Raw genomic sequence first — 21975 nt, forward strand, 5'->3', positions numbered from 1 at the left:
CATTCATGATCATCCAACGCATCCTGCTGATGGCAACGTTCACCCTCGCGCTGGTGCCCGCCGCCGTCCGCGCCGAACCGAAGACGACGCGAATCGTCGTTTCCTTCACTTCAGGAGGGCCCGTCGACTCGGTCGCACGCGTTCTCTCCGAGCAGCTCGGCAAGGAGCTGGGCCGCACGGTCATCGTCGACAACAAGCCCGGCGCCAACGGCGCGATCGGTGCGGTCGACGTCATGAAATCGGCCCCGGACGGCGGCACGCTGTGGTTCACCAGCGTCGGCGCGGCAGCGGTCAACCCTTCGCTGTACGAGAAGCTCCCCTACGACATGCAGCGCGACTTCGCGCCGGTCTCGCTGGTCGTCAACAACGTCGAGTTGCTCGTGACCCAGCAGAGCAACCCGGCCAGGGACGCGGCGGATTTCGTGGCGGCCACGAAGAAGCGCGCCGAGCCCGTGCCGATGGGCTCATCGGGCACCGGAAGCATTCCGCATCTGGCGATAGAGCAACTGGCCGATTCGAGCGGCGCCCGGCTGCTGCACGTTCCCTACAAGGGCGCGGCGCCGGCCATCACGGACCTGATGGGCGGCCAGATCGGCGGATTCTTCGGCGACGTGCCCGGCCTGCTCGGACATCTGCAAGGCGGACGCCTCAAGGCGCTGGGCGTGGCATCGAACAAACGGCACCCGGCATTGCCCGACGTGAAGACGCTGGAGGAGCAAGGCATCCGCGGCGTCGACACCAACAACTGGTATGCGCTTTTCGCGCCGGCAAAGACGCCGCCCGAAGTCATCGACGCGCTGAGCAAGGCGGTGCGCAACACGCTGGCCAACCCTGGCGTGCGCGAGAAGCTGCTGAAGACCGGAACGGAGCCCGTCGGATCCACGCCCCAGGAGCTGGCGGCCATTCAGAAGCGGGACAGCGAGAAGTGGGCGAAGCTGATCCGCGCCAAGAACATCAAGGCCGAATGATGACGAGCACCTCAATCCGCGTTCCCCTCGTGCAGCCCGGCACGCGGCCCGAGCTGGCCGAGATCGAGTCACGCATCATGGCGCAGCGCGGCCGCGTATCGCTGCTCTACCAGGTGCTCCTCAACAGCGGCCCGATCGCGTCGGGCTGGGAACGCATGCTCACCGCGGTTCGCAACCAGACCGATGTACCGGCCGACCTTCGCGAGCTGATGATCCTTCGGGTCGCCGTGCTCAACGGAGCCCGGTTCGAATACGACGCGCATGTACCGCATGCGCGGGCAGCAGGGGTCAGCGACGGGAAGATCGACGCTGTCCGGCAGGACGTGCTGTCCGAAGAGTTTGCGCCGCTGGAGCGCCTAGTGCTCGAACTCACGGACGCCATGACCCGCCAGGTGGTGGTTCCGGAAGAACTCATGAGCCGGCTCCAGCAGCACTTCGACCCCAAGGGCGTGGTGGAGGTCGTGGCGACGGTGGCCGCCTACAACATGGTGTCACGGCTGCTCGTTGCCCTGAACGTCGCGCATTGAACGAGGAGTCTCGAATGCAGGATCTGTGGCTGCTCAAGTCCGGTACATCTTCGATCGACCAAGCGTCCATGCTGGCCCGCACGCTGTCGCCTGAGGTGCAGTCATGGAAGGCGGTGGATGGCGCACTGGTCTACTTCTACGCGACGGGGAATGCGCCTCCGGTGCTCTCCTCCCGCGAACCTGCCGCCAAGTGGCTGCGGCTCGCCTGCCTGCAGGAGGTGCAAGGCGCGTCGGCAGGCCAGGCTGCTTCGCACCGCTATGTCGTGGAGACGGACGTGCTTCCCGGGGCCGAGGACGACTTCAATGCCTGGTACACGCAGGAACACCTGCCCGGACTGGCAGCGGTGCCCGGAACCGTTCGCGCGGCCCGCTACATCGACGCGACGGGTTCGCCGCGGTACTACGCGTGCTACGACCTCGTGGGTGCCGAGACCCTGGGCAGTCCGCAGTGGCTGGCCGTGCGTGCAACACCCTGGAGTTCGCGAGTTCGGCCTGCGTTCAGGAATACGGGGCGCACCATGTTTTGTCTGGCGGGGGTGGTGGGCTGAGATTCTTTGCGGGTCGGGTCGAGGCGTGCCGCTGCGGAGGCAGATACGCCATCGCGAGACTGCAGCTCTCGCCTATCGGCAGACGCGCGATGCTTGGCCAAGCCGGTGTCGATGAAGCCGTGTGCGTCCGAGCGCCTGGACGCACAACGCCGGATTCAGATTCTGATGGAGATAGATGCTGACCTTGTCGTCCTGCCGGACTAAAGGGGAGACCTTCGCCGACTGGCCACATGCATTCAAGGCTTCGCATGGCTACGAAGCCTTGAATTGAACGCTGTGAGATTCAGAGATACCGATCGAGCCGCCTTTTCAGGCTAAGTCCTTGAGATGCAAGGACTTCTGGGCTGACTTGGGATCTACCGAGAAAGAAAGATGGTGGCTGGGGCGGAATCGAATAATTCTGCGCAACCCTCGCCAGCATTTGCTTTCGCTCACTGGTCCTGTTCTCTGGGCACACCTTTGGGTACACCAGACCATTCAAGGTCGTGCGATGCAAAAGTAAAGCACTTCGTGCGACCTAACCTAGATTATCGCGCAACGGAGCAGCGAGAAGCATGCCTCAATCCCGCAATTTGATGGCGCGGTCGATATCCATGGCTTTGCGGGCCGTCATAGGGCGGGACCGACCTAATCTTACTGTGTCACACGAGTAGCTCTACGCTGACTTTCCACAGCAGGGCACTGCCCGAGACGAGCGATCAGCTGGTAGCTCAGTCGATGGCGCAGTGTCGTGATCGACGTCGCCACGTGGCGCTGCGCGCGCAGGACTGCCGCGGGGGACGTAATCCTCGGGAAGGGCAGGCACTTGGCGTTCGATGAAGTTCTTTTGCCACCGACAGGCTTTTCAGCGACGAGGCGTTCGGCCATCAGGAACCCGTAGGCCGCGATGCTCAAGGCGGCATGGTGATGGAAGCCCCGCCAACCTCGACCTCGTAATGGCCGAGGCCGAAGTCTCGCTTCAGATCCTGGTAGTCGCGCTCGATGCGCCAGCGCTGATCGGCGTGTCATCTGGCAGGGTAGACAGGAAGTACTTGCTCCGTTCGGTCTCATGAACCGGCCACTCGATGAGCAGCCATTGCTCGGGATGCAACCGGGCCTTGCCAACATTGCCGCCAGCGTGGCGCACCCGCACAGCCGCAAAGCGGTCGTTCAGTGTATCGCTGGTTCCCTCGCGCCGACTGATGTTCTGGAACGCCCGGCTTGGCAGAGACTGCGCCAATTGCGATGCAGACCGGACTGAGCCGCACGGGCGTGTTCGACATCTGCAAGCGTCATGAGGCGGCCGGAGTCAAGGCATTGCGAGACGCCCCTGGAGGCCGCAAGCTTGGCGACGGACGGCGCCTGGACGCGGCTCAGGAGGCGGCAGCGCGCAAGCTGCTCACCGACAAGACGCCCGATCAGCTGAAGATGGCCTATGCGTTGTGGACGCGCGTGGCGTTGGTGAACTCATCGAGCAACGCTTTGGCGTACGACTTCCGGTGCGCACGATGGGTCTTTACCTGGCGCGCTGGGGCTTCGCACCTCAGAAGCCCATGAAGAAAGCTTACGAGCAGTCGCCCGCGGTGATGAAGAAGTGGCTTGAGGAGGAATACCCCGTGATCGCCGCGTGCGCCAAGGTCTCGGATGCCGAGATCCACTGGGGTGACGAGACGGGGCTGCGCAGCGACGACGTTCGCGCACGCAGCTACGCACCCAAGGGTGAGACCCCCGTGATTCGGGTGAACAACAAGCGCCACGGTCTGTCGGTCATCTCCACGGTCACCAACAACTCCGACATCCTGATCGATTTCATGCGCCGCCTCATCAAGGACGCGGGCCGCCAAGATCTATCTGGTCCTGGACCACGTCGCGTGCATCACAGCAAGCCCGCGAAGGCATGGCTTGCCGAACACAAGCACGAGATCGAGGTGTTCTACCTATCGAGCTACAGCCTGGGGCTCAATCCCAACGCCGATCTCAAGCAAGCCGTCAAGAAGCGCGCCTCTGCCCGCAGGAAGTTGCAGTTGGTCAAGGCCGCCGCAAGGAACTTGAGCAGCCTGCTGCGCAAGCCCGAACGCATCAGGAGCTACTTCGAACACAAGCTAGTCCGCCATGCGGCCTGATTCAAGTTTATTCATGCCGGCTCAATAACACGAACAACGAGATCGCGGCGGAGGTGATTGGGCCGGAGCGGCGCCGACGCTGGTACAGCGAGAAGCGGATTGAGATCTCTCTTGGCTCTCTCAGCCCTTTCGAATATCAGGTGAGCCTTGAACTTGCCACATAAACCAGTCCAAGTTTTCATCCGCACCCTCAAATTAACACTCAGTTCGATCTCAGCTTCTTGCGCGGTCTGTCAAGCGCCTGAAAGAACTCAGAAGGCTGCATTTCCAGGGTTGCAATGATCTTGAGGATGTTGATGAGCGCAAGATTATGTTCGCCTCGCTCTATGCCGCCAATGTAGCTGCGGTCGATTTCACACGCGTCGCCGAATGCCTCTTGAGAATAGCCGAGTTCCTTTCTGCGCTGACGTACCGCTTCGCCAAAAAGTACGAGCTCCGGCACTTTTTTCCTGGTAGCTGAAACCCTGTTGACCATTTCGAGATGGTCAGTATTACGTGGATAAAGCACCACGGGATAAAATAACACGGGATATGATTACCATAGCGAGGTGAACTAAATGTCTTTGACATTGCTCCCGTCGCCGCTGCCGAGCGTGCGAGCAGTGCGGCTTCCCGCTTCTGCGTTACCTACGAGGCCGCAGCATCCAGCACCTGCGGCACGCAGCCTGTCACTGGCAAACAGGGGGGCGCAGGTGAGAGCGCTGCGTATGGCGGCAGGAATGTCTGCGGGGCAGCTGGCCTTGGCGGTGGGAATTTCTGCTTCGATGCTCTCGCGCATTGAGCGCGGGCTGGTCTCGCCTTCGGTGGAGACGCTGGAGCGACTCGCGCAAGGCCTGCACGTGCCGGTCTCGCGCTTCTTCAGCGATCAGGCGCGGCGCACGGATTTCTGCCATGTGCGGGCAGGACACGGTGTACTGGTCGACCGCATCGGCGCGGTGGCGGACTACCGCTACGAGCTGCTGGGCCACCTGCTGTCGGGCAACATCTTCGTCGAGCCGTATCTGGTCACGCTGCTTCCGGGCGCCGATCCCTACGTGACTTTCCAGCATCCTGGGTTGAAGTTCCTGTACTTCCTTTCCGGGGAGGTGCGCTACCGCTACAGCGCCAAGGTAGTGGAGGTGAGGGCAGGGGACGCGCTGCTGTTCGATGCGACTGCGCTGCACGGCATCGAGGCGATCGAGGTTCCTCCGGTTTCGTACCTGTCGGTGGTGTTCACGCTGCGGGAGTAGACGGCTCGCGGCGACGCCGTCGTGCCGCGAAGCGGATGCACGGTCGAGCGGATCGCTCGCGCATTTATTGCTTCATGCCGGATTGTCCCTTCCTAGGTGTTCGGCATGCCGAACACAGATGCACCACAAGCGCCTGCCAGTAATTGCGGCTTCCTCTGTTGAAAACGGTGAAGAGATCGTGGATGTGTCTCGTGCAGCGCTTCTGTGCGAGCGGGAGGTAGGTCAGCGTCAACTAGCCTCGAAGTGATGTTTGTGGCGCCACGCGGAGACTCCGGGGGGCAGAGTCCTTGTGCGGCTATGAGGGCAGGATAGACTGCCGTCAGACATTGTTAACAGCCATGGCGTTGCGATGACCAAGACCTCTCGATCGAGCGTGATTGGGGCCCGGGTGTCGGCCGAAACGCGGACACGGTTTGCTGCGCTCGCGGCACATCATCAACTGACTGAGGCCGGCTTGCTCGCCAAGCTCGTCGACGAGGTTCTGCGCACCAATGTGCCCTCGACCACGGTGTCGTCCTCCACACATACCCCGAGCGCTCCGGACATCGGCCGTCTTTCCGAAGATCGCATCACCCTGCGGCTTCTTGCGGGCGACCGCGTCCTGATTGCTGAGCGGGCCGAAGCCCGGGGCATGAAGCCAGGCAGCTATCTCGCCATGCTGATTCACAACCATGTGCACGGACCCATGGTGCTGCCACTGAAAGAACTCGCTCAGATCAAGGCGACCTGCGCTCAGCTGGCCGCGTTCGGACGGCAGTTCCGTATGTTCGGCTTGCCGAACACCGTCACGCAGCCGCAGGCCTGCGAGATCATTGATGCACTCGCGCTGGCCCGACGGGAGGTAGCACAGGCGCGCGTGGCCGCCACCGCCATCGTGCAGCGCAACCTGATCAGCTGGGGGACCCACAGCCGCGAGGTGCTCCGTGCCTAAGCAGACGCTGCGGCTGGCACGCGGCGGCCATCAATCGACCAATGGCGTACGCGACATGGCGCTGGACATCGTGAGCTACGGCCGACGCGGACCCAGTGGTACGCTGCGCTTCGGGACTGGCGAGATCGCGCAGATCCGGCGTACGGTGGGACGCACGCCCGAGGTGTTGGTGAAGGTCTCCGGCGGCGGGCGTGACACCGGTGGTGTCGAAGCGCACCTGCGCTACATCAGCCGGCATGGGAAACTGCCCCTCGAGACCGATGAAGGGCCCGCCATGCGGGGCCATGGTGCCCCCAAAGAGATCGTCACCGACTGGCAGTTGGACCTGTGCAGGAGCCAGTACAGGCCCAAGCCGGCTCCAGGCCAGAAGGACATCCGCCCGAAGCTCGCCCACAATATCGTGCTGTCGATGCCGCCGGGCACGCCGCCGGGAAAGGTGCTTGCGGCGGCGCGCGTGTTCGCGCGGGAGAACTTTGCGCTCCAGTACCGGTACGCCACGGTGCTGCACACCGACCAGCCACACCCGCATGTGCATCTCGTGGTCAAGTGCGAGCACGAGTTCGAGCCCGGCAAGCGTCTCTACATCCGCAAGGAGATGCTGCGCCAATGGCGTGAGCAGTTCGCCGCGCTGATGCGGGAGCAGGGCGTGGCGGCCAACGCGACGCCGCGGCAGGTGCGCGGGCAGATCCGCAAGCCGCTGATGGACACCATCCATCATCGCCTGCGTGCGCTTCGCGCGTTCGGGCGACTGGCGCCGGCCGAGCGGGCAGGTCGGCGGTCACCGAAGACTTCGAGTTTCATGCGGGCCAAGCTAGGGGCCGTGCTGCGGGCTCTACAGACAAAGCGAGACACCCTCGATGCCGGCAGAGATGAGATGCGGCGCACGCGGCAGGAGGTGGTGGCAGACTGGCAGGCGGCCGCTGATACGCTGAGAAGGCAGGGTCAGGTCGAGTTGGCCGAACGCGTGGAGCGCTTCATCGAGCGCATGCCGGCTGTGCAGACCGACGGGCGGCGCATGGCGGAGCGCTGGAAGGATGCGGAACGAAGTCGAACGCAGCAACGTACAGATGTCAAGTCACCTGGAGCGCACTTTCGGTGAGCGAGGAACTTACGCAGCGGCCGACGAAGCTTGACGTCGGGAAATGGTTCTGCGCGTTGGCGGGTGCTACGACTTCGCTGAGGGCGCTCTTGGGGGCCGGCGTGTGGGTCTCGCCGACCGCGACAGCAAGCATTGTTTCATTTGCCCGAATTGCTTCTCGCAGGCCGCAATGACGAAACACAATGCCCGCGCGCCATGCCGCCCGACGCTGTGCGACTTGCTCACGTTTCGACCATCGATGCCTGTCTGGCCTCGCTACATGACGGGCCGACCGTGCCGCGTCTGCCGGACACAGGCCAAGTCGGTGATGCCAATCGGTGAGCCCAGCCGCGACCTGACTGCCTGCACGTGACGCGGCGATGGCGGCGGCCTTGCCGTATGAGCGGAAATTTCCATCGGCATTTATGCACCACATGCCGCGCAACGAGGGTGGATTGGGTGTGCCTTTGAGCACCGTCGCACTCTCATGCGGCTGGCGTTCCAGGTAAGTCGCTTGGCAAAAACGGTTCTTGTTCGAGGCGCGGTCCGCGTCTGTTTCTGGTGAGTCTTACGCAGCGCACGTATGAGTGCGAGCGGATGCGCAATAACGCTGGTCTTGCATTCGGCTGCAGCCCTGGTGCGGTGTCGTCGTCTGGGAGTGTGGCCACTGATGCCGAAAGGTAGAGGTTGTCTACTGTGAAAGTTGTTAGTTGTCAGAAGTCGTGAGTCGTCGCATGCTCAACGTGCATCCACGCGGAAGACGAGTCTTAAGAGGCCCTCGATACGGCCGCAATGCTGATCAAGTCAGGATGGGTTTGCTGCTGGTTTCGGCGCCGGTGCTGCTGCTGCCCGGATTCTTCAAGTCAGAGATTCGCCGTCGGTACTCAGCTAGCTGCTTGAAGGCTCGAACCAGCTTCAAGGAGTTGTCATGCATTTTGGACCCCATTCCAGTCACCGCCGTGTTGACCTTTCGAGCGTGGAAGGGCCCGAGTTCTTTCGCATGCACGATGTGATACGCATCACCGCGCTGAGCCGCGCGACCCTATATCGCAGGATTGCTGAGGGCAAGTTCCCAGCTCCTGTGCACTTGGGTGGACGCGCCTGCGGATGGCCTCGTGCCGCGTTGCAACGCTGGGTAGATGATCCGGAGGGGTACTCAGATGCCCACGGGCCGGCCGACCTCAATACTGGAGCCTGACACGCGCCCGCGGTCCGACGACTTCTACCGGGCAGTTAAGAATCCAGCTGCTATGACCCCTGAAGACTGAGAGCTGCCAGCGATATGCCCGGCAATGGACGACCGCTGTGATCGAAAGCGGACTGTAGATCATCGCTGGATCGCCGTTGCTAGCCTAAAACGTGGCCCAGCTTGGGCTGTCAAGGTCGTGCTCTTCCTAACGGGCAACAGCGGGGAAGCTGTCTGGTCCACTGCTTCTTGAATTTTTCGCCATAGACGCTCGATGAGCCGAGCGACAGCCAGGGTTTCGTCGGTCCGTATTGCCTATTCTTACTGTGTCAAAAGAGTAGCTTTGCGCTTGCCCTTAAGCAGCAGGGCATTGACCGAGACGAGCGAGCAGCCGGTATCTCAGTCGGGGCGCAGTGTCGTGATCGACATCGCCACGTGGCGCTGTGCGCGCAGGACTGCCGCGGGGGATGTAATCCTCGGGGAGGGCAGGCACTTGGCGTTCGATGAAGTCTTTTGCCGACAGACTTGTCGACGATCAGGCGTTCAGCCATCAAGAACCCATAGGCCGCGATGCTCGAGGCGGCATGGTGGTGGAATCCCCGCCAACCTCTGCCCTCTTAGTCGCCGAGACCCAGCCTGCTAATGCATGACGAGTGGCGTGACCTGCCGGGCAGCGAGCCCTTTCCGCCCCACTTGCCGATGACGGTGGACGCGCGCTACGCCCACGTGGGCACCAACATTGGCGCCCCTTCGATGCAGGTGGTGCACGAGGCGCCGGACGGCACGCAGGTCCGCTGGACGCTGTACGACGCCGTGATCCGGAACAACGGCTTCGAGGCCAGCATTCCCGTGCCCTATGCCTCCGAGCTCGGGGCCAGGCGCTGGAAGGTGAGGGTGGTCGCGCGCTGACCGGGTGTGTCGCTGCCCTCAGAAGGGCTCGACGGGCAGCGCGCGCTTGTGCGCGCTCTTGCGGTGTGTGGAAAGAATGATGCGGCGCGCCTCGGCCGACACCGGCTTGCCTTCGAGGAAGTCGTCGATCTGCTCGTAGGTGACGCCGAAGGCATCCTCGTCGGGCTTGCCCGGCACCAGCGACTCGAGGTCGGCGGTGGGCACCTTGTAGACCAGCGCGTCGGGTGCGCCCAGCAGCTGCGCCACTGCGCGCACGCGGCGCTTGTTGAGGCCGGTGAGCGGCGTGATGTCGGCCGCGCCGTCGCCGAACTTGGTGAAGAAGCCCATCAGCGCCTCGGCCGCGTGGTCGGTGCCGATGACGATGCCGTCGTGCGCGCCGGCCACCGCGAACTGCGCGATCATGCGCTGGCGCGCCTTGATGTTGCCCAGCACGAAGTCTTCGTGCGCGGCGTCGCGGAACGTCAGGTCGCCCGCCTTCAACGCCGCGAGCATGCCGTCGGCGGCGGGGCGGATGTCGACGGTGATGGTGCGGTCGGGCTTCATCACCTTGAGCGAGGCCTGCGCCTCGGCTTCGTCCTTCTGCACACCGTAGGGCAGGCGCATCGCGATGAAGGTGGCGTCGTAGCCCGTGGCGCGCAGCTTCTCGACCGCGCGCTGCGCGAGGCAGCCGGCGGTCAGCGAATCGACGCCGCCGCTGATGCCCAGCACCAGCGTCTTCAGGCCGGTCTGCTTCAGGTAGCCGGCGAGAAAGTCAACGCGCCGCTCCAGCTCGCGGGCTGCATCGAAGACGGGCGCGACGTGCAGCGCCGCGATGATCTCGCGCTGCATATCGTCAACTGGGGACAGGTCGACGGGAGAGAGGTCTGCACTCATGAGGTTGGTCTTCGCGTGAAAGAAATCAGAAGTCCACAAGGCTCAGGCCGATGCTGAGCACTGTGCGCTTGCGGTTGTAGTCCACCAGCGTGTCGCCATAGCCCGAGAACAGCTGCGTGTGGAAGCGCAGGTTGCTCTTGGTCGGATCGCCGATCGCCTTGAGCCATTCGAGGCGGATCGAGCCGCGGCCGCTGTCGCGCAGGTTGTTGCGCACGGTCACGGCGAGCTGGTTGTCGCGGTTGAGGTTCCAGCGGCCGGTGATCTCGGCGCGGCCGTAGTAGTCGGCGATGTCGGGGTTGTCGTCCTTCGCGGCGCTCTCGGAGATGCGCTTCCAGATGCGGCCGGTGACGGTGAAGCGGTCGTCGAGTTCGGCGCCGCCCATCAGGTACACGCGGTTCCAGCTGCGCGACAGCGGCAGGCTCTGGCCGTTCGACTGGTGCACGATGCCCAGTCCCGAATAGCGCCAGCGCCATCCGCCCGGCAGCTTGAAGTCGGTCGGGTAGACGTACATCAGCTCCGGTTCGTGGTCGGTGGTGCGGAAGGGCCGCGAGATGGCGCCGTTGAACAGCTGCCAGGTCGACTGCTGGCTGTAGGCGAACCACAGCGAGTCCTTCTTCACCGGATCGTTCTGCGTGAGCATGCCCTGCGCGAGCTTGGTGCGCACCGACAGGCCGATGCGCATCTCGTTGGCCTGGTAGGCCACCGGGTCGGCGGTGTGGCCGGCCGAGGGCGAGGTCGGCGTCTCGGGCTTCTTGGTGGCGGCCGAGGCCGACACGTTCAGCGGACGATAGCCGCGGAAGCCGAAGGTGCCGCAGTCGGTGGCGTTCTCGAGTTCCCAGAAGCGCGAGAGCGCCGAGTACTGGCGGTCGCGACAGCCTTCGGTGGTGGCCACCGATACCACGCGCGTGGCGGGAACCGTGCCGTCCACCGGCGGCTGCGTGCTCGCGAGCACGGGAGGCGCCGGCGGCACCGCCGCCGCGGGCAGCGTCTGCTGCTGCGCCCAGCGGTCGAAGCAGGCCAGGCGCGCATCGTTGTTGGCGCCAAGCGCGGCGCACTGCTGCCAGGTGAGCTGCGAGTCGGCCAGCGGGCTCGCGGGCTTGTCCACGGCCTGTGCGTGCACCGCGCCGGCCGTGCCGCCCAGGCACGCCGCCACGGCTGCGAGCGTGCCGAGCCTGAAGCGGGATCGCGGGATGGTCTTCATCTTGGTCATGGCTTCTTTCCTTCCTGTGCCACTGTCTTGCTGAGCACGAACGGATGCGTGCTCTCGTCGGCGGCATTGCGCCACGTGCCCCTGAACTCGCGCCCGCACGAGCCGGTCTGCAGCTTGCCCGACCACACGCCGCTGATGGCGCGGCCGTCCTGCGACTCGTCGATGGAAAGCGCGCCTTCGTCGTCCACGTCGCCCGCGAGCTGCGCGACCGTGGCCTTCGCGGGGTTCGCGCCGTTGCGCGTGATGGTGCCGCGCACGCCGTCGTAGTCGGGGTGCTTGCCGAGCTGCACGACGGCCACGGCGGGCAGGTTGTCGAAGCGCGCCTCCCAGTTGCCGTAGAGCGATTCCAGAGGCAGGTCGCGCGCGTCGGTGGGGCAGTCGGCGCTGCCGCCGCGCATCGAGGCGCAGCCCGAGAGAACGGCCAGGGCGGCGGCCAGCAGGGCGGTGGTCGCGGCGGTCTTCTTCATTGGCTTCGTCTTCGTCGTCGTCATCTTCATGGTGCCGAGGCTGCCGCGGCGGCCTTCGCGGCGCTGTCCTGCGCCTTGCGCGCGAACTCGGCGCGCAGCGCCTTGAGCTTCTCGCGCGGGTCTTCCTTGGTGGTGGCCTTGTCCAGGCCCATCTCGGCGATGAAGCGGCTCGGTATGCAGGGCACCATCTCGCGGCCCTGCTTGCGCTTCTTGGTCCAGCTCACGGCCAGGCTGCGCTGCGCGCGCGTGATGCCCACGTACATCAGGCGGCGCTCTTCCTGCAGGCGCTGCAGCGTGTCCTCGCTCACCTTCTGCTGGCGGCCGTTGTCGTCGTCGAGCTTGAAGGGCAGCAGGCCCTCGCTCACGCCGATGAGCATGACGTGCGGCCACTCGAGGCCCTTGGATGCGTGAAGCGTGGAGAGCGTGACCACGTCCTGGTCCTGCTCGCGCTCGCTGATGGTCGACAGCAGCGAGATGGTCTGCGCCACCTCGAGCAGGCTCTTGCGCTCGGTCTCGATGCCGCCGCTGTCGGCACCCGAGGTGTCGTCGAGCGTGCCGCCGGCGCGCTGCGACATCCAGTCGACGAATTCCAGCACGTTGGTCCAGCGCGATGCGGCGGCGGCTTCGCTGTCCTCGCCGTCGTACAGGTGCTTCTCGTAGTCGATCTCCTTCAGCCAGTCGAGCATGAAGGTGCGCGAGTCTTCCGCGCCCATGGTGCGGCGCGCGCGGTATTCGAGGTCGTTGATGTAGCGGCCGAACTCGTGGATGCCTTCCAGCGTGCGCTTGGGCATCACGCTGGGCAGCGAAGGGCTGAACAGCGCCTCGAACAGGCTCAGCTTGTACTGGCTCGCGAAGGTGCCCAGGCTCGCCAGCGTGGTGTGGCCGATGCCGCGCTTGGGCGTGGTGATGGCGCGCAGGAACGCCGGATCGTCGTCGTTGTTGACCCACAGGCGGAACCAGCCGCACAGGTCCTTGATCTCGGCGCGGTCGAAGAAGCTCTGGCCGCCCGAGACCTTGTACGGGATCTGCGCCTTGCGCAGCGCCTGCTCGAACACGCGCGCCTGGTGGTTGGCGCGGTAGAGGATGGCGAAGTCGCGGAATTCCTTGTACTGCTTGCCCTGCGTGGTGGCCTCGCCCGCGCGGATGCTGACGATGCGCGCCACCGCGCGCTCGGCTTCGTGCACCTCGCTGTCGGCGTCGACGATGCGCACCGGCTCGCCCTCGCCGAGCTCGGAGAACAGCGTCTTCGGAAAGAGCTTGGGGTTGGGCCCGATCACGTTGTTGGCCGCGCGCAGGATGGCGCTGGTGGAGCGGTAGTTCTGCTCCAGCTTGATGACCTTGAGCTTCGGATAGTCGACCGGCAGCTTGCGCAGGTTGTCCAGCGTGGCGCCGCGCCAGCCGTAGATGGACTGGTCGTCGTCGCCCACCGCGGTGAAGTGGCCGCGCTCGCCGGCCAGGGCCCTGAGCACGTCGTACTGCGTGGCGTTGGTGTCCTGGTATTCGTCGACCAGGATGTGGCCCATCATTGCCTGCCACTTGGCGCGCACTTCCGGGAATTCGTAGAGCAGCTTCAGCGGCATGCCGATGAGGTCGTCGAAGTCCACGCTCTGGTAGGCCAGCAGCCGCTCCTCGTAGCGGGCCATGATCTTCGCGGTGATGCGTTCGTTGTCGTCGGCGGCCTGGGCCTCGGCCTGCGCGGAGTTCAGCCCCATGTTCTTCCACTTGCTGATGGTCCACTGCCAGATGCGCGCGGTGGCGATGTCGGAAGTGCCGCCTGCGTCCTTCAGGATCTTCGTCACGTCGTCGGCGTCGAGGATGCTGAACGCCTTCTTCAGGCCGAGCACGCTGCCGTCCTCGCGCATCATGCGCACGCCCAGCGCGTGGAAGGTGCACACCACGACCTTGCGCGCGTCCTTGCCGATGAGGTGCTTCGCGCGCTCGCGCATCTCGGCGGCCGCCTTGTTGGTGAAGGTGATGGCCGCGATGCGCTGCGGCTCGATGCCCGACTGGATGAGCCGGCCGATCTTGTGCGTGATCACGCGCGTCTTGCCCGAGCCCGCACCGGCAAGCACCAGGCAGGGACCGCTCATGTAGTTGACCGCTTCGAGCTGTGCGGGATTGAGTCCGTGAGACATGGGAGAAAAAGAGAACCTGAAGAGGCCGTGAAGAACGCCGTTGGGAACGGCTGGCGCAAAAGCAAAGCGGCCAATGATACGGGTGCGGCCCCCGCCGGGTTTGTAGGCCGGGCACTCCGATGCGGCCCCTCGGGCGCCAAACGACAATGCACCGGTGCTGCCTGTATTCCTTGTTACTTTCCCTTTCTTCGCGTTGATCGCGGCCGGCTACGGCGCGGCCCGCGCCCGCATCCTGCCGCTGGACGCCATTCCCGGCCTCAACACCTTCGTGCTGTATTTCGCGCTGCCGTGCATGCTGCTGCGCTTCGGCGCGGGCACGCCCATCGGGCAGCTGCTCGACGGCAGCGTTGCACTGATATGGGGCATCTGCGCGCTGGCGGTGGTGGCGGGCGTGGTCGCGTTCACGCGGAATTCGCGCGTGGGCTGGAACGACGCGGCTTTCGGCGCGCTGGTGGCCGCGTTTCCGAACACCGGCTTCATGGGCGTGCCGCTGCTGGTGGCCATCCTCGGCGCGCAGGCGGCGGGGCCGATCATCATCACGATCGCGTTCGATCTCGTCGTCACTTCCTCGCTGTGCATCGCGCTGTCGCGGCTCGACGGGGCCGGAGGCGCCGGACGACACGGCGCCATGCTGGCGGCGCGCAAGGCGCTGCGCGGCATCGTGGTCAACCCGATGCCGTGGTCGATCCTGCTGGGCGTGCTGCTGTCGGCCGCGCGCTGGGCGCTGCCGGGGCCCGTCGAGCGCACCATCGCCATGCTGGCCGATGCCGCCTCGCCGGTGGCGCTCTTCACCATCGGCGCGGTACTGGCCCGCTCGGCACTGCTGGCGCGCGAGCACGACGCCAGCGCGGCGGTGGCCGAGGCCATGGGCGCCACCGGCCGCATGCCGGCGGCCAAGGCTCCGTGGGGCGACGTGCTGCCGGTGGTGGCGGTGAAGCTGCTCGCTCACCCGCTGCTGGTGTGGAGCCTGGGGCTCGGCGCCATCGCGCTGGGGCTGCCGCTGTCGCATGCGGCGCTGGTGACGATCGTGCTGGTCGCGGCACTGCCGAGCGCGAGCAACGTCTCGATGCTGGCCGAGCGCTTCGGCGCGGACAACGGGCGCATCGCGCGCATCATCCTGTGGACGACGGTGATCGCCTTCCTGAGCTTTCCGCTGGCGGTGAGCGCGCTCAGGTAAGGGTAAGAGGCTAGGGCGTCAGCACCCCGAGCTTGTACGGGTCGGCATCGGCGAGGCGCTCGCACTTCGAGAAGTCGCGGCCCTGGGTGCCGTCGCAGTAGTAGGTGTTGTAGACGCGGCCGAAGAGCGTGGGGCTCGCGGTGAAGAGCACGCCGTGGTCGGGCTGCCAGTTGTCTCTGGCGCCGTCCCTGGCGTTGTCTTTCGCGGGCGGAACGCTGGCTTCCACCGGCTTGGCCGAGGTTGGCATGAAATCGCTGAGCGTCTTGTGGGCGTCGTCGCCGCGCCAGCGCACCGCCAGTTCGGCGGCCGTGGGGCGCTGCGCCACCGGCAGCAGGACGCCGTTGACCTGCAGCCCGTAGCCGAAGCGGTGCGTCCTGCCGGCCAGGAATGCATAGGCGCAGGCCGCCATGCACTGGCCCCGCACCTCGGTCTGCACGCCGCTCGCGCGGATGGCGTCGGCGAAGGCGCCGGCCGCTTCGGCGGTGCCGCCGAACGAGTCCTCGAAGACCACGGTGCTGATTGTTCCGCTGCCCAGCTGCTCGGTGAACTCCTTGATCATGGTCCCGTCGAGCATGCCCGACACCACGAGGCGACTGCCCTGCAGTTCCAGTTCGGCCGCCGACGAAGCCGGCGGCACGGCGAAGGAAAGGGCGACCAGGCACGATGCCAGCGAGAGGGACCAACCAGAACGAGACGGCGGTTTCACGGCGACCTACCTTTGCAAGCAGTGAGCGAGGCAGTTTGGAGTGCGCGATCCACGGCGGGTTCGCGTCTTTACAGCTTGAACAGCGCCGGGGGGCGCCGTCAACTCTTTTTTCACAAATTTGCGGTAGTCCTGGGCATGTCGTAAGACATAGCTATCCGCTACTACTTCAGATGAATGCTTGGGTTTGCAATTGCGCTGCTACAGTGTTCACAAGTCAAAGATGTGAATGGGGCGCGCGATGGCAATACTGGTTCGCATCCTTCTGTGGCTGACCTGGCTCTCCGCGGTCGGCTGGTTCTGGCATGCCGGCAAGTTCGGCACCGCCACCGCGATCGCGCTCGGGGCGCTGAGCCTCGTCGTGTTCGCATGGCCCGTGAGCATCGCGCGGCGCAGGCACAACGAGCTGCGCTACGTGGACATGGGCAAGGAGCCCACCGGCTACCACTGAAACCGCGCTCTCGGGGCAGCCGCCCCGACCGCACGGACTCCGCTCAGATGCTGTGCGGGTCCACGTCGACCAGCCAGCGGATCACTCCCTTGCCCTCCGGCGCGCGCCGCAGTTCGTGCAGCAGCGGCTGCCAGCCCGAAAGCAGCCGTTGCAGCGCGGCACGCGAGGGGCTCTCGATCAGCATCTGCGCACGCTCCACATTGGCCACGCGCTGGATCGCCAGCGGCACCGCCGGATAGCGCGTGACCAGGTCCGCGCCCGGCAGCGCCTCGGCCTGGTCGGCCGCCGTGTTCAGGAAGCCCTGCGCCACCGACTGCTCGCGTGCGTCGGCCCGCAGCAGTGCCTGGAATGCGAAGGGCGGCATGCCGGCGGCGCGGCGCTCGTCGAGTTGCTGCTGCGCGAAGGCGACGTAGTCGTGCTTGCGCAGCGCCATGAAGAGCGGGTGCGGCGCGTGGTGCGTCTGCACCCACATCTCGGCCTTCGCACCTTGCGCGGCAAGGTATGCGGCGTCGCGGCCCGCGCGGCCGGCCGACTGCATCAGCAGGCTGAACAGCCGCTCCGGCGCGCGGAAGTCGCTGGAGAACAGCGCGCCGTCGGGGTTCACCGCCGCCACCAGCGTGATGCGGCGGAAGTCGTGGCCCTTGGCGATCATCTGCGTGCCGACCAGCACGTCGACCTCGCCCGCGTGCACCGCGGCGAGCTGCGATTCGAGCGAACCCTGCTTCTTGGTGCTGTCGGCGTCGATGCGGGCGATGCGCACCGCGCCGCCGTCGGGCCGCTTCACGGAAGAGAACAGCTCGGCAAGGTGCTCCTCGAGCCGCTCGGTGCCGCGGCCCACCGGCGCGATGTCGGGGTTGCCGCAGGCCGGGCAGGCGCGCGGCACGCGCTCGGTGAAGCCGCAGTGGTGGCAGCGCAGCGTGCGGTCGATCTTGTGGAACACGCGGTACGCGCTGCAGTGCGGGCACTCGCTCTTCCAGCCGCAGTCGCCGCAGGCCAGCACCGGCGCATAGCCGCGCCGGTTCAGGAAGATCATGCTCTGCTCGCCGCGCGCGATGCGCTGGCCGATGGCGTCCAGCAGCGCGCCCGAGATCACCGTCTTCGGCGGCTGCAGGTTCATGTCGACCAGCCGCACCGCGGGCAGCTCGCCCGCGCCGATGCGCGAGGGCATGGCCAGCCGCACGTAGCGCCCGCCCGGGTCTTCGCCCTCGGCGGGGCGGCTCTGGTGCCAGCTCTCGAGAGAGGGCGTGGCCGAGCCCAGGATCACCCGGGCCTTCTCGCGCTGGCCGCGCCACACGGCGAGGTCGCGCGCGGAGTAGCGCGCGCCTTCCTGCTGCTTGTAGCTCGGGTCGTGCTCCTCGTCGACCACGATGAGCTTGAGCGCCGGGATCGACGCGAACACCGCCATGCGCGTGCCCAGCACGATGCGCGCCGCGCCGCTGTGCGCCGCCAGCCAGCTCGCCAGGCGCTGCGGGTTGGTCATGCCGCTGTGCAGCGATACCACCGCTTCTTCGCCGAAGCGGGCCTTGAAGCGGGCCTCGAGCTGCGGCGTGAGGTTGATCTCGGGCACCATCACCAGCGCCTGGGCTTCGGGCTCGCGCGCGAGCAGGTCGGCCACGCAGCGCAGGTACACCTCGGTCTTGCCGCTGCCGGTGCTGCCGACCAGCAGGAAGGTGCCCGTGCCCGTTTCGTTTGAGGCCTCGATGCGCGCCAGCACGGCCGTCTGCTCGGCGCTCAGCGCGACCGGGTTCGCGGATTCGGCCGTCTCGGCCACCGGCCCGGCCGCGCTCTTGCGCTTGAGGCGACGCGCCAGCTGCGCCGTCGACAGGTCGCGCAGCTGCGGCGGCAGGGCGGCCAGCGCGATCTCGCCGATCGAGCGCTGGTAGTAGCGCGCCGCGAAGGCCACGAGGTCGCGCCAGCCTTCGCCCAGCGGCGCCAGCGCGTCGAGCGCCGCGCCCACGGGCTTGAGCGCCATGTCGGGCTCGGCGCCTTCCAGCGAGACCGGCTCGTTCCAGACCACGCCCAGCACCTCGCGCTTGCCCAGCGGCACCCGCACCAGCGTGCCGGGCGGCAGGGGCTCGGCGCCGGCGTAGCTCAGCAGGTCGCCGAGCGCGGCGTGCGCGGGCGTCTGCACGGCGATGTCGAGCCGCCAGGGCAGGGCGGGCGGGGCGCCGTCCGTCGGCTGGGGAGCCTCGTCGAGGGGCAGGCGGGCGGTGGAGATGGGCGGTCCTTCTTGGAGGGGTTTGTTAATGAGACTTGGAGCAAGAGCGCTTAAGTCGTTGATTTTTCAGCGCTTTGGAGGCCATCCAGAGTTCCTGTGGATAACTTTGTTGACAAGCATGCTGGACTCGCTGCCAAGCCTTGAAAATCAAGGCTCTGGCTGGATTGCCCGGAAAAAAAGCAAAGTTCAAATCCTATATAAATCAACAACTTAGCGTTGCTATCTCTTTGGGAGCAAAGAAGGCGGCCCGCTTCGAAATCTTGCGCAGTGCAGCACGTGTTTTGTGCATAAGTACGGAACCATATGCCGTTTTTGCGCTTGACAAACGCTGGCGTACCAACTTCCAGGGGGCGCCGCGGCCGCCCGAACCCGTTCTGGCCGATAACAGGTGTGGTGTCAGCCGCGCATCGCACGCGAGTGGGCGTGCACCGCCTGCACCAGCGCCGCGACGTGCTCCGGCGGTGTGAACTGGCTGATGCCGTGGCCCAGGTTGAAGATGTGCGTCGGGCCTTGGGTGGAGCGGTCGGCGTGGGGCTTGCCGAAGGCGTCGAGCACCTTCGCCACCTCGGCCTCGATCCGGTCGGGCGGCGCGAACAGCACGTTGGGATCGATGTTGCCCTGCAGCGCCTTGGCCTTGCCGTCCGTGCCCTCGGCGATCTGCTTTCGCGCGGCGGCTAGGTTCACGGTCCAGTCCACGCCCAGCACCTGGCAGTCGAGTTCGCGCATGGCGTCGAGCCAGAGGCCACCGCCCTTGGTGAACACGATGCGCGGCACCGGCTGTCCGTCGGCGCCGTCGCGCTTCAGGCCGGCCAGCACGCGGGCTGTGTAGGCGAGGCTGAATTCCTGGAACGCGCCGTCGGCCAGCACGCCGCCCCAGCTGTCGAAGATCATCACGGCCTGCGCGCCGGCGTCGATCTGGGCGTTGAGATACGCGGCCACCGAGTCGGCGTTCACGGCCAGCACGCGGTGCATGAGGTCGGGGCGGCCGTAGAGCATGCTCTTCACGAGGCGGTAGTCGCTGGAGCCCGCGCCTTCCACCATGTAGCAGGCCAGCGTCCACGGGCTGCCCGAGAAGCCGATCAGCGGCACGCGGCCGTTCAGCGCCTTGCGGATCGAGGCCACGGCGTCGAACACGTAGCGCAGCTTCTCCATGTCGGGCACTTCGAGCGCGGCCACAGCCGCCTCGTCGCGCACCGGGCGCGCGAAGCGCGGGCCCTCGCCGGCCTCGAAGGACAGGCCCAGGCCCATGGCGTCAGGCACGGTCAGGATGTCGGAGAACAGGATGGCCGCGTCGAGCGGATAGCGCTCCAGCGGCTGCAGCGTGACCTCGGTGGCGTAGCCGGTGTTGGTGGCCAGCCCCATGAAGCTGCCCGCCTTCGCGCGGGTGGCCACGTACTCCGGCAGGTAGCGGCCGGCCTGGCGCATCAGCCAGACGGGCGTGTGGTCGGTGGCCTGGCGCCAGCAGGCCCGCAGGAAAGTGTCGTTTTGCAATGGGGCGAAAGGCATTTCCCGATTGTCGCAGGCGCCCCCGCATTGACCGACAGCGCATTTTGAGTTGCACCAGGCCGCCCCGGTGATCCACGGCGCGCCGCAGCGCCGAGCATCCGCCCGGAACAACAAATCCGGACGAACATGGCGCAACAGGTTTTCGACTTCGTGGTGGTGGGAGCCGGCTCGGCCGGCTGCGTGCTGGCGCACAGGCTGGTGCAGGCGGGCCGCAGCGTGCTGCTGCTGGAGGCCGGCCCGCCCGACGACGACCGCTTCATCCACATGCCCGCCACCTTCGTGCGCGTGATCGGCACCGAGCGTACCTGGGCCTACGAGAGCGAGCCGCAGAGCGCCGCAGCCGGCCGCAGGATGTTCGTGCCGCAGGGCCGCACCCTGGGTGGCGGCAGCTCGGTCAACGCCATGGTCTACATCCGCGGCACGCCCGCCGACTACGACGGCTGGCAGGCGCAGGGCTGCGAAGGCTGGGGCTGGCGCGACGTGCTGCCGTGGTTCCGCAAGGCCGAGTCGAACGCGCGCTTCGCCTGCGACCTGCACGGCACCAACGGACCGCTGAAGGTGAGCGACACGCGCTTTCGCCACCCGCTGAGCCTGGCCTTCCTGCGCGCCGCGCAGCAGAGCGGCCTGGCCTACAACGACGACTTCAACGGCGCCGAACAGGCGGGCGTGGGCTTCTATCAAACGACCACCTTCGAAGGCCGGCGCGCCAGCACCGCCGCCACCTACCTTGCGGCCGTGGGCGGCAACCCGAAGCTCACCGTGGTCACCGGCGCCCACGTGACGCGCGTGCTGACGCAGGATGGCGCCGCCACCGGCGTGGCCTACCGCACGGGCGCGGGCGGCACCGGCGAGGACATCGTGGCCACGGCTCGCGAGGAAGTGATTCTTTCGGCCGGCGCGCTGGCCTCGCCCAAGCTGCTGATGCTCTCGGGCATTGGCCCCGGCGCGCAGCTGCAGTCGCTCGGCATCCCGGTGGCGCGCGACCTGCCCGGCGTGGGCGAGAACTTCCAGGACCACCTGGAGGTGTCGGTCTACGGCCGCACCCGCGAACCGATCAGCCTGCTGGGCAACGACCGAGGCCTCACCGCGCTGAAGCACGGCCTGCAATGGACGCTCTTCAACACCGGCCTGCTCACCTCGAACGTGGTCGAGAGCGGCGGCTTCGTCGACACCACCGGCGAGGGCCGCCCCGACCTGCAGTTCCACGTGCTGCCGGTGCTGGTGGGCGACGTCGACCGCGAGCCGCTGGCCGGCCACGGCATCTCGATCAACCCCTGCTTCCTGCGGCCCAAGTCGCGCGGCAGCGTGCGGCTGCGCAGCGCCGACCCGATGGCACCGATCCTGTTCGACGGCGGCTACCTGCAGGCACAGGAAGACGTCGCCACGCTGGTGCGCGGCGTGAAGCTCGCTCGCCGCATCCTGCGCGCGCCGGCGCTGCGCGAGCTGGTGTCCGAAGAACTCGCGCCCTCCGCTGTCGACGAGCTTTCCGACGGCGCCATCGAAACCTACGTGCGCCAGCGCGCCAAGACCGTCTACCACCCGAGCGGCACCTGCCGCATGGGCAGCGACGGCATGGCCGTGGTCGATGCGCGCATGCGCGTGCACGGCATGAAGAAGCTGCGCGTGTGCGATGCCTCCGTGATGCCCTCGCTCGTCAGCGGCAACACCAACGCGCCCACGGTGATGCTGGCCGAGCGCTGCGCCGACTTTGCGCTGTCGGGCAATTGACTCTGCGCCTTCGGTCAATCGCAAACGCG

At 66.3% G+C, this 21975-nt stretch carries 18 protein-coding genes and 4 pseudogenes; 12 read left to right on the forward strand and 10 right to left on the reverse strand.

All coding sequences use genetic code 11. The annotated features are described in order from the left end of the window. Positions 1–5 precede the first annotated feature (5 nt). The 3 genes from ABL840_RS05255 to ABL840_RS05265 are packed head-to-tail and all read left to right on the forward strand — an operon-like array spanning position 6 to position 2043. Positions 6–968: a Bug family tripartite tricarboxylate transporter substrate binding protein gene (locus tag ABL840_RS05255; RefSeq protein WP_093299307.1), complete on the forward strand. Its 963-nt coding sequence runs from the start codon at positions 6–8 to the stop codon at positions 966–968. After that, positions 968–1495 (forward strand): carboxymuconolactone decarboxylase family protein, encoded by a 528-nt coding sequence (locus tag ABL840_RS05260; RefSeq protein WP_093207443.1) that lies wholly within the window; start codon positions 968–970, stop codon positions 1493–1495. The genes ABL840_RS05255 and ABL840_RS05260 overlap by 1 nt, the downstream gene beginning before the upstream one ends. A 14-nt stretch (positions 1496–1509) precedes the next feature. Beyond that, positions 1510–2043 (forward strand): DUF4286 family protein, encoded by a 534-nt coding sequence (locus ABL840_RS05265; protein ID WP_093299310.1) that lies wholly within the window; start codon positions 1510–1512, stop codon positions 2041–2043. 655 nt (positions 2044–2698) lie between these two features. Here ABL840_RS05265 and ABL840_RS05270 read toward each other — a convergent pair. Continuing rightward, a pseudogene (locus tag ABL840_RS05270) lies at positions 2699–3328 on the reverse strand (IS701 family transposase); the annotation flags it as partial. Between ABL840_RS05270 and ABL840_RS05275 the strand changes: the two are divergent. Then, positions 3262–4145: pseudogene (locus ABL840_RS05275) on the forward strand (IS630 family transposase); the annotation flags it as partial. The pseudogenes ABL840_RS05270 and ABL840_RS05275 sit on opposite strands and share 67 nt — an antisense overlap. Positions 4146–4347: 202 nt before the next feature. Here the strand turns inward: ABL840_RS05275 and ABL840_RS05280 are convergent. Continuing rightward, positions 4348–4671 (reverse strand): helix-turn-helix domain-containing protein, encoded by a 324-nt coding sequence (locus ABL840_RS05280; protein ID WP_338067619.1) that lies wholly within the window; start codon positions 4669–4671, stop codon positions 4348–4350. A 181-nt stretch (positions 4672–4852) separates the two neighbouring features. Here ABL840_RS05280 and ABL840_RS05285 point away from each other — a divergent pair, with 181 nt between their 5' ends. The 4 genes from ABL840_RS05285 (at position 4853) to ABL840_RS05300 (ending at position 8581) form a co-directional block, all read left to right on the forward strand. Further along, the gene (locus tag ABL840_RS05285; protein WP_240652083.1) at positions 4853–5374 is read left to right on the forward strand and encodes an XRE family transcriptional regulator; all 522 of its coding nucleotides are present in this window, start codon (positions 4853–4855) and stop codon (positions 5372–5374) included. Between the two features lie 349 nt (positions 5375–5723). Then, positions 5724–6305: a hypothetical protein gene (locus tag ABL840_RS05290; RefSeq protein ID WP_240652084.1), complete on the forward strand. Its 582-nt coding sequence runs from the start codon at positions 5724–5726 to the stop codon at positions 6303–6305. Positions 6306–6360: 55 nt separating this feature from the next. Then, the gene (locus tag ABL840_RS05295) at positions 6361–7404 is read left to right on the forward strand and encodes a relaxase/mobilization nuclease domain-containing protein (protein WP_093207094.1); all 1044 of its coding nucleotides are present in this window, start codon (positions 6361–6363) and stop codon (positions 7402–7404) included. 979 nt (positions 7405–8383) lie between these two features. Further along, entirely contained in the window at positions 8384–8581 is a 198-nt protein-coding gene (locus tag ABL840_RS05300) for a helix-turn-helix transcriptional regulator (protein ID WP_338067628.1), read from the forward strand. Between the two features lie 317 nt (positions 8582–8898). Here the strand turns inward: ABL840_RS05300 and ABL840_RS05305 are convergent. Beyond that, positions 8899–9186 (reverse strand): annotated as a pseudogene (locus tag ABL840_RS05305) (IS701 family transposase); the annotation flags it as partial. 25 nt (positions 9187–9211) lie between these two features. Here ABL840_RS05305 and ABL840_RS05310 point away from each other — a divergent pair. After that, positions 9212–9478: a hypothetical protein gene (locus ABL840_RS05310; protein ID WP_093207099.1), complete on the forward strand. Its 267-nt coding sequence runs from the start codon at positions 9212–9214 to the stop codon at positions 9476–9478. Positions 9479–9496: 18 nt separating this feature from the next. Here ABL840_RS05310 and nadE read toward each other — a convergent pair whose 3' ends face one another. Genes nadE through ABL840_RS05330 form a run of 4 tightly spaced genes read right to left on the reverse strand, consistent with a single transcriptional unit; the run spans position 9497 to position 14163 of the window. Further along, the gene (gene nadE / locus ABL840_RS05315) at positions 9497–10351 is read right to left on the reverse strand and encodes an ammonia-dependent NAD(+) synthetase (protein WP_093207101.1); all 855 of its coding nucleotides are present in this window, start codon (positions 10349–10351) and stop codon (positions 9497–9499) included. A 25-nt stretch (positions 10352–10376) separates the two neighbouring features. Continuing rightward, positions 10377–11561 (reverse strand): phospholipase A, encoded by a 1185-nt coding sequence (locus ABL840_RS05320; RefSeq protein ID WP_176947370.1) that lies wholly within the window; start codon positions 11559–11561, stop codon positions 10377–10379. Beyond that, positions 11558–12028, reverse strand: a complete 471-nt coding sequence (locus ABL840_RS05325; protein ID WP_093207450.1) for a hypothetical protein — start codon at positions 12026–12028, stop codon at positions 11558–11560. The genes ABL840_RS05320 and ABL840_RS05325 overlap by 4 nt, the downstream gene beginning before the upstream one ends. A 26-nt stretch (positions 12029–12054) precedes the next feature. After that, on the reverse strand, positions 12055–14163 hold the full coding sequence (locus ABL840_RS05330; protein ID WP_093207104.1) for an ATP-dependent helicase: 2109 nt from the start codon (positions 14161–14163) through the stop codon (positions 12055–12057). A 154-nt stretch (positions 14164–14317) separates the two neighbouring features. Between ABL840_RS05330 and ABL840_RS05335 the strand changes: the two genes are divergently transcribed. After that, positions 14318–15340, forward strand: a complete 1023-nt coding sequence (locus tag ABL840_RS05335; RefSeq protein WP_093207107.1) for an AEC family transporter — start codon at positions 14318–14320, stop codon at positions 15338–15340. Between the two features lie 10 nt (positions 15341–15350). Here ABL840_RS05335 and ABL840_RS05340 read toward each other — a convergent pair whose 3' ends face one another. Beyond that, a complete protein-coding gene (locus tag ABL840_RS05340; protein ID WP_256230182.1) occupies positions 15351–16046 on the reverse strand; it encodes a hypothetical protein in 696 nt (231 codons plus the stop codon). Positions 16047–16284: 238 nt separating this feature from the next. Here ABL840_RS05340 and ABL840_RS05345 point away from each other — a divergent pair, with 238 nt between their 5' ends. Then, the gene (locus tag ABL840_RS05345; protein WP_093207455.1) at positions 16285–16494 is read left to right on the forward strand and encodes a hypothetical protein; all 210 of its coding nucleotides are present in this window, start codon (positions 16285–16287) and stop codon (positions 16492–16494) included. Positions 16495–16537: 43 nt separating this feature from the next. Here the strand turns inward: ABL840_RS05345 and ABL840_RS05350 are convergent, their stop codons facing one another. Further along, a complete protein-coding gene (locus ABL840_RS05350) occupies positions 16538–18625 on the reverse strand; it encodes a primosomal protein N' (protein WP_093207109.1) in 2088 nt (695 codons plus the stop codon). 483 nt (positions 18626–19108) lie between these two features. Then, positions 19109–20218, reverse strand: a complete 1110-nt coding sequence (gene hemE / locus ABL840_RS05355) for a uroporphyrinogen decarboxylase (RefSeq protein ID WP_093207112.1) — start codon at positions 20216–20218, stop codon at positions 19109–19111. 126 nt (positions 20219–20344) lie between these two features. Between hemE and ABL840_RS05360 the strand changes: the two are divergent. After that, a pseudogene (locus ABL840_RS05360) lies at positions 20345–21937 on the forward strand (GMC family oxidoreductase); the annotation flags it as partial. Positions 21938–21975: the final 38 nt, after the last annotated feature.

Source organism: Variovorax sp. NFACC27 (assembly GCF_048301545.1).
Lineage (GTDB): Bacteria > Pseudomonadota > Gammaproteobacteria > Burkholderiales > Burkholderiaceae_C > Variovorax > Variovorax gossypii.

Excerpts from the sequence above, each read along its gene's own strand:
- ABL840_RS05300 (WP_338067628.1), top strand. The coding sequence starts at position 8,384 with ATGCACGATGTGATACGCATCACCGCGCTGAGCCGCGCGACCCTATAT.
- ABL840_RS05295 (WP_093207094.1), top strand. The coding sequence starts at position 6,361 with ATGGCGCTGGACATCGTGAGCTACGGCCGACGCGGACCCAGTGGTACG.
- hemE (WP_093207112.1), bottom strand. The coding sequence starts at position 20,218 with ATGCCTTTCGCCCCATTGCAAAACGACACTTTCCTGCGGGCCTGCTGG.
- ABL840_RS05330 (WP_093207104.1), bottom strand. The coding sequence starts at position 14,163 with ATGTCTCACGGACTCAATCCCGCACAGCTCGAAGCGGTCAACTACATG.
- ABL840_RS05285 (WP_240652083.1), top strand. The coding sequence starts at position 4,853 with ATGGCGGCAGGAATGTCTGCGGGGCAGCTGGCCTTGGCGGTGGGAATT.
- ABL840_RS05265 (WP_093299310.1), top strand. The coding sequence starts at position 1,510 with ATGCAGGATCTGTGGCTGCTCAAGTCCGGTACATCTTCGATCGACCAA.
- nadE (WP_093207101.1), bottom strand. The coding sequence starts at position 10,351 with ATGAGTGCAGACCTCTCTCCCGTCGACCTGTCCCCAGTTGACGATATG.
- ABL840_RS05310 (WP_093207099.1), top strand. The coding sequence starts at position 9,212 with ATGCATGACGAGTGGCGTGACCTGCCGGGCAGCGAGCCCTTTCCGCCC.
- ABL840_RS05260 (WP_093207443.1), top strand. The coding sequence starts at position 968 with ATGACGAGCACCTCAATCCGCGTTCCCCTCGTGCAGCCCGGCACGCGG.
- ABL840_RS05345 (WP_093207455.1), top strand. The coding sequence starts at position 16,285 with ATGGCAATACTGGTTCGCATCCTTCTGTGGCTGACCTGGCTCTCCGCG.
- ABL840_RS05290 (WP_240652084.1), top strand. The coding sequence starts at position 5,724 with ATGACCAAGACCTCTCGATCGAGCGTGATTGGGGCCCGGGTGTCGGCC.
- ABL840_RS05255 (WP_093299307.1), top strand. The coding sequence starts at position 6 with ATGATCATCCAACGCATCCTGCTGATGGCAACGTTCACCCTCGCGCTG.
- ABL840_RS05320 (WP_176947370.1), bottom strand. The coding sequence starts at position 11,561 with ATGACCAAGATGAAGACCATCCCGCGATCCCGCTTCAGGCTCGGCACG.
- ABL840_RS05325 (WP_093207450.1), bottom strand. The coding sequence starts at position 12,028 with ATGAAGAAGACCGCCGCGACCACCGCCCTGCTGGCCGCCGCCCTGGCC.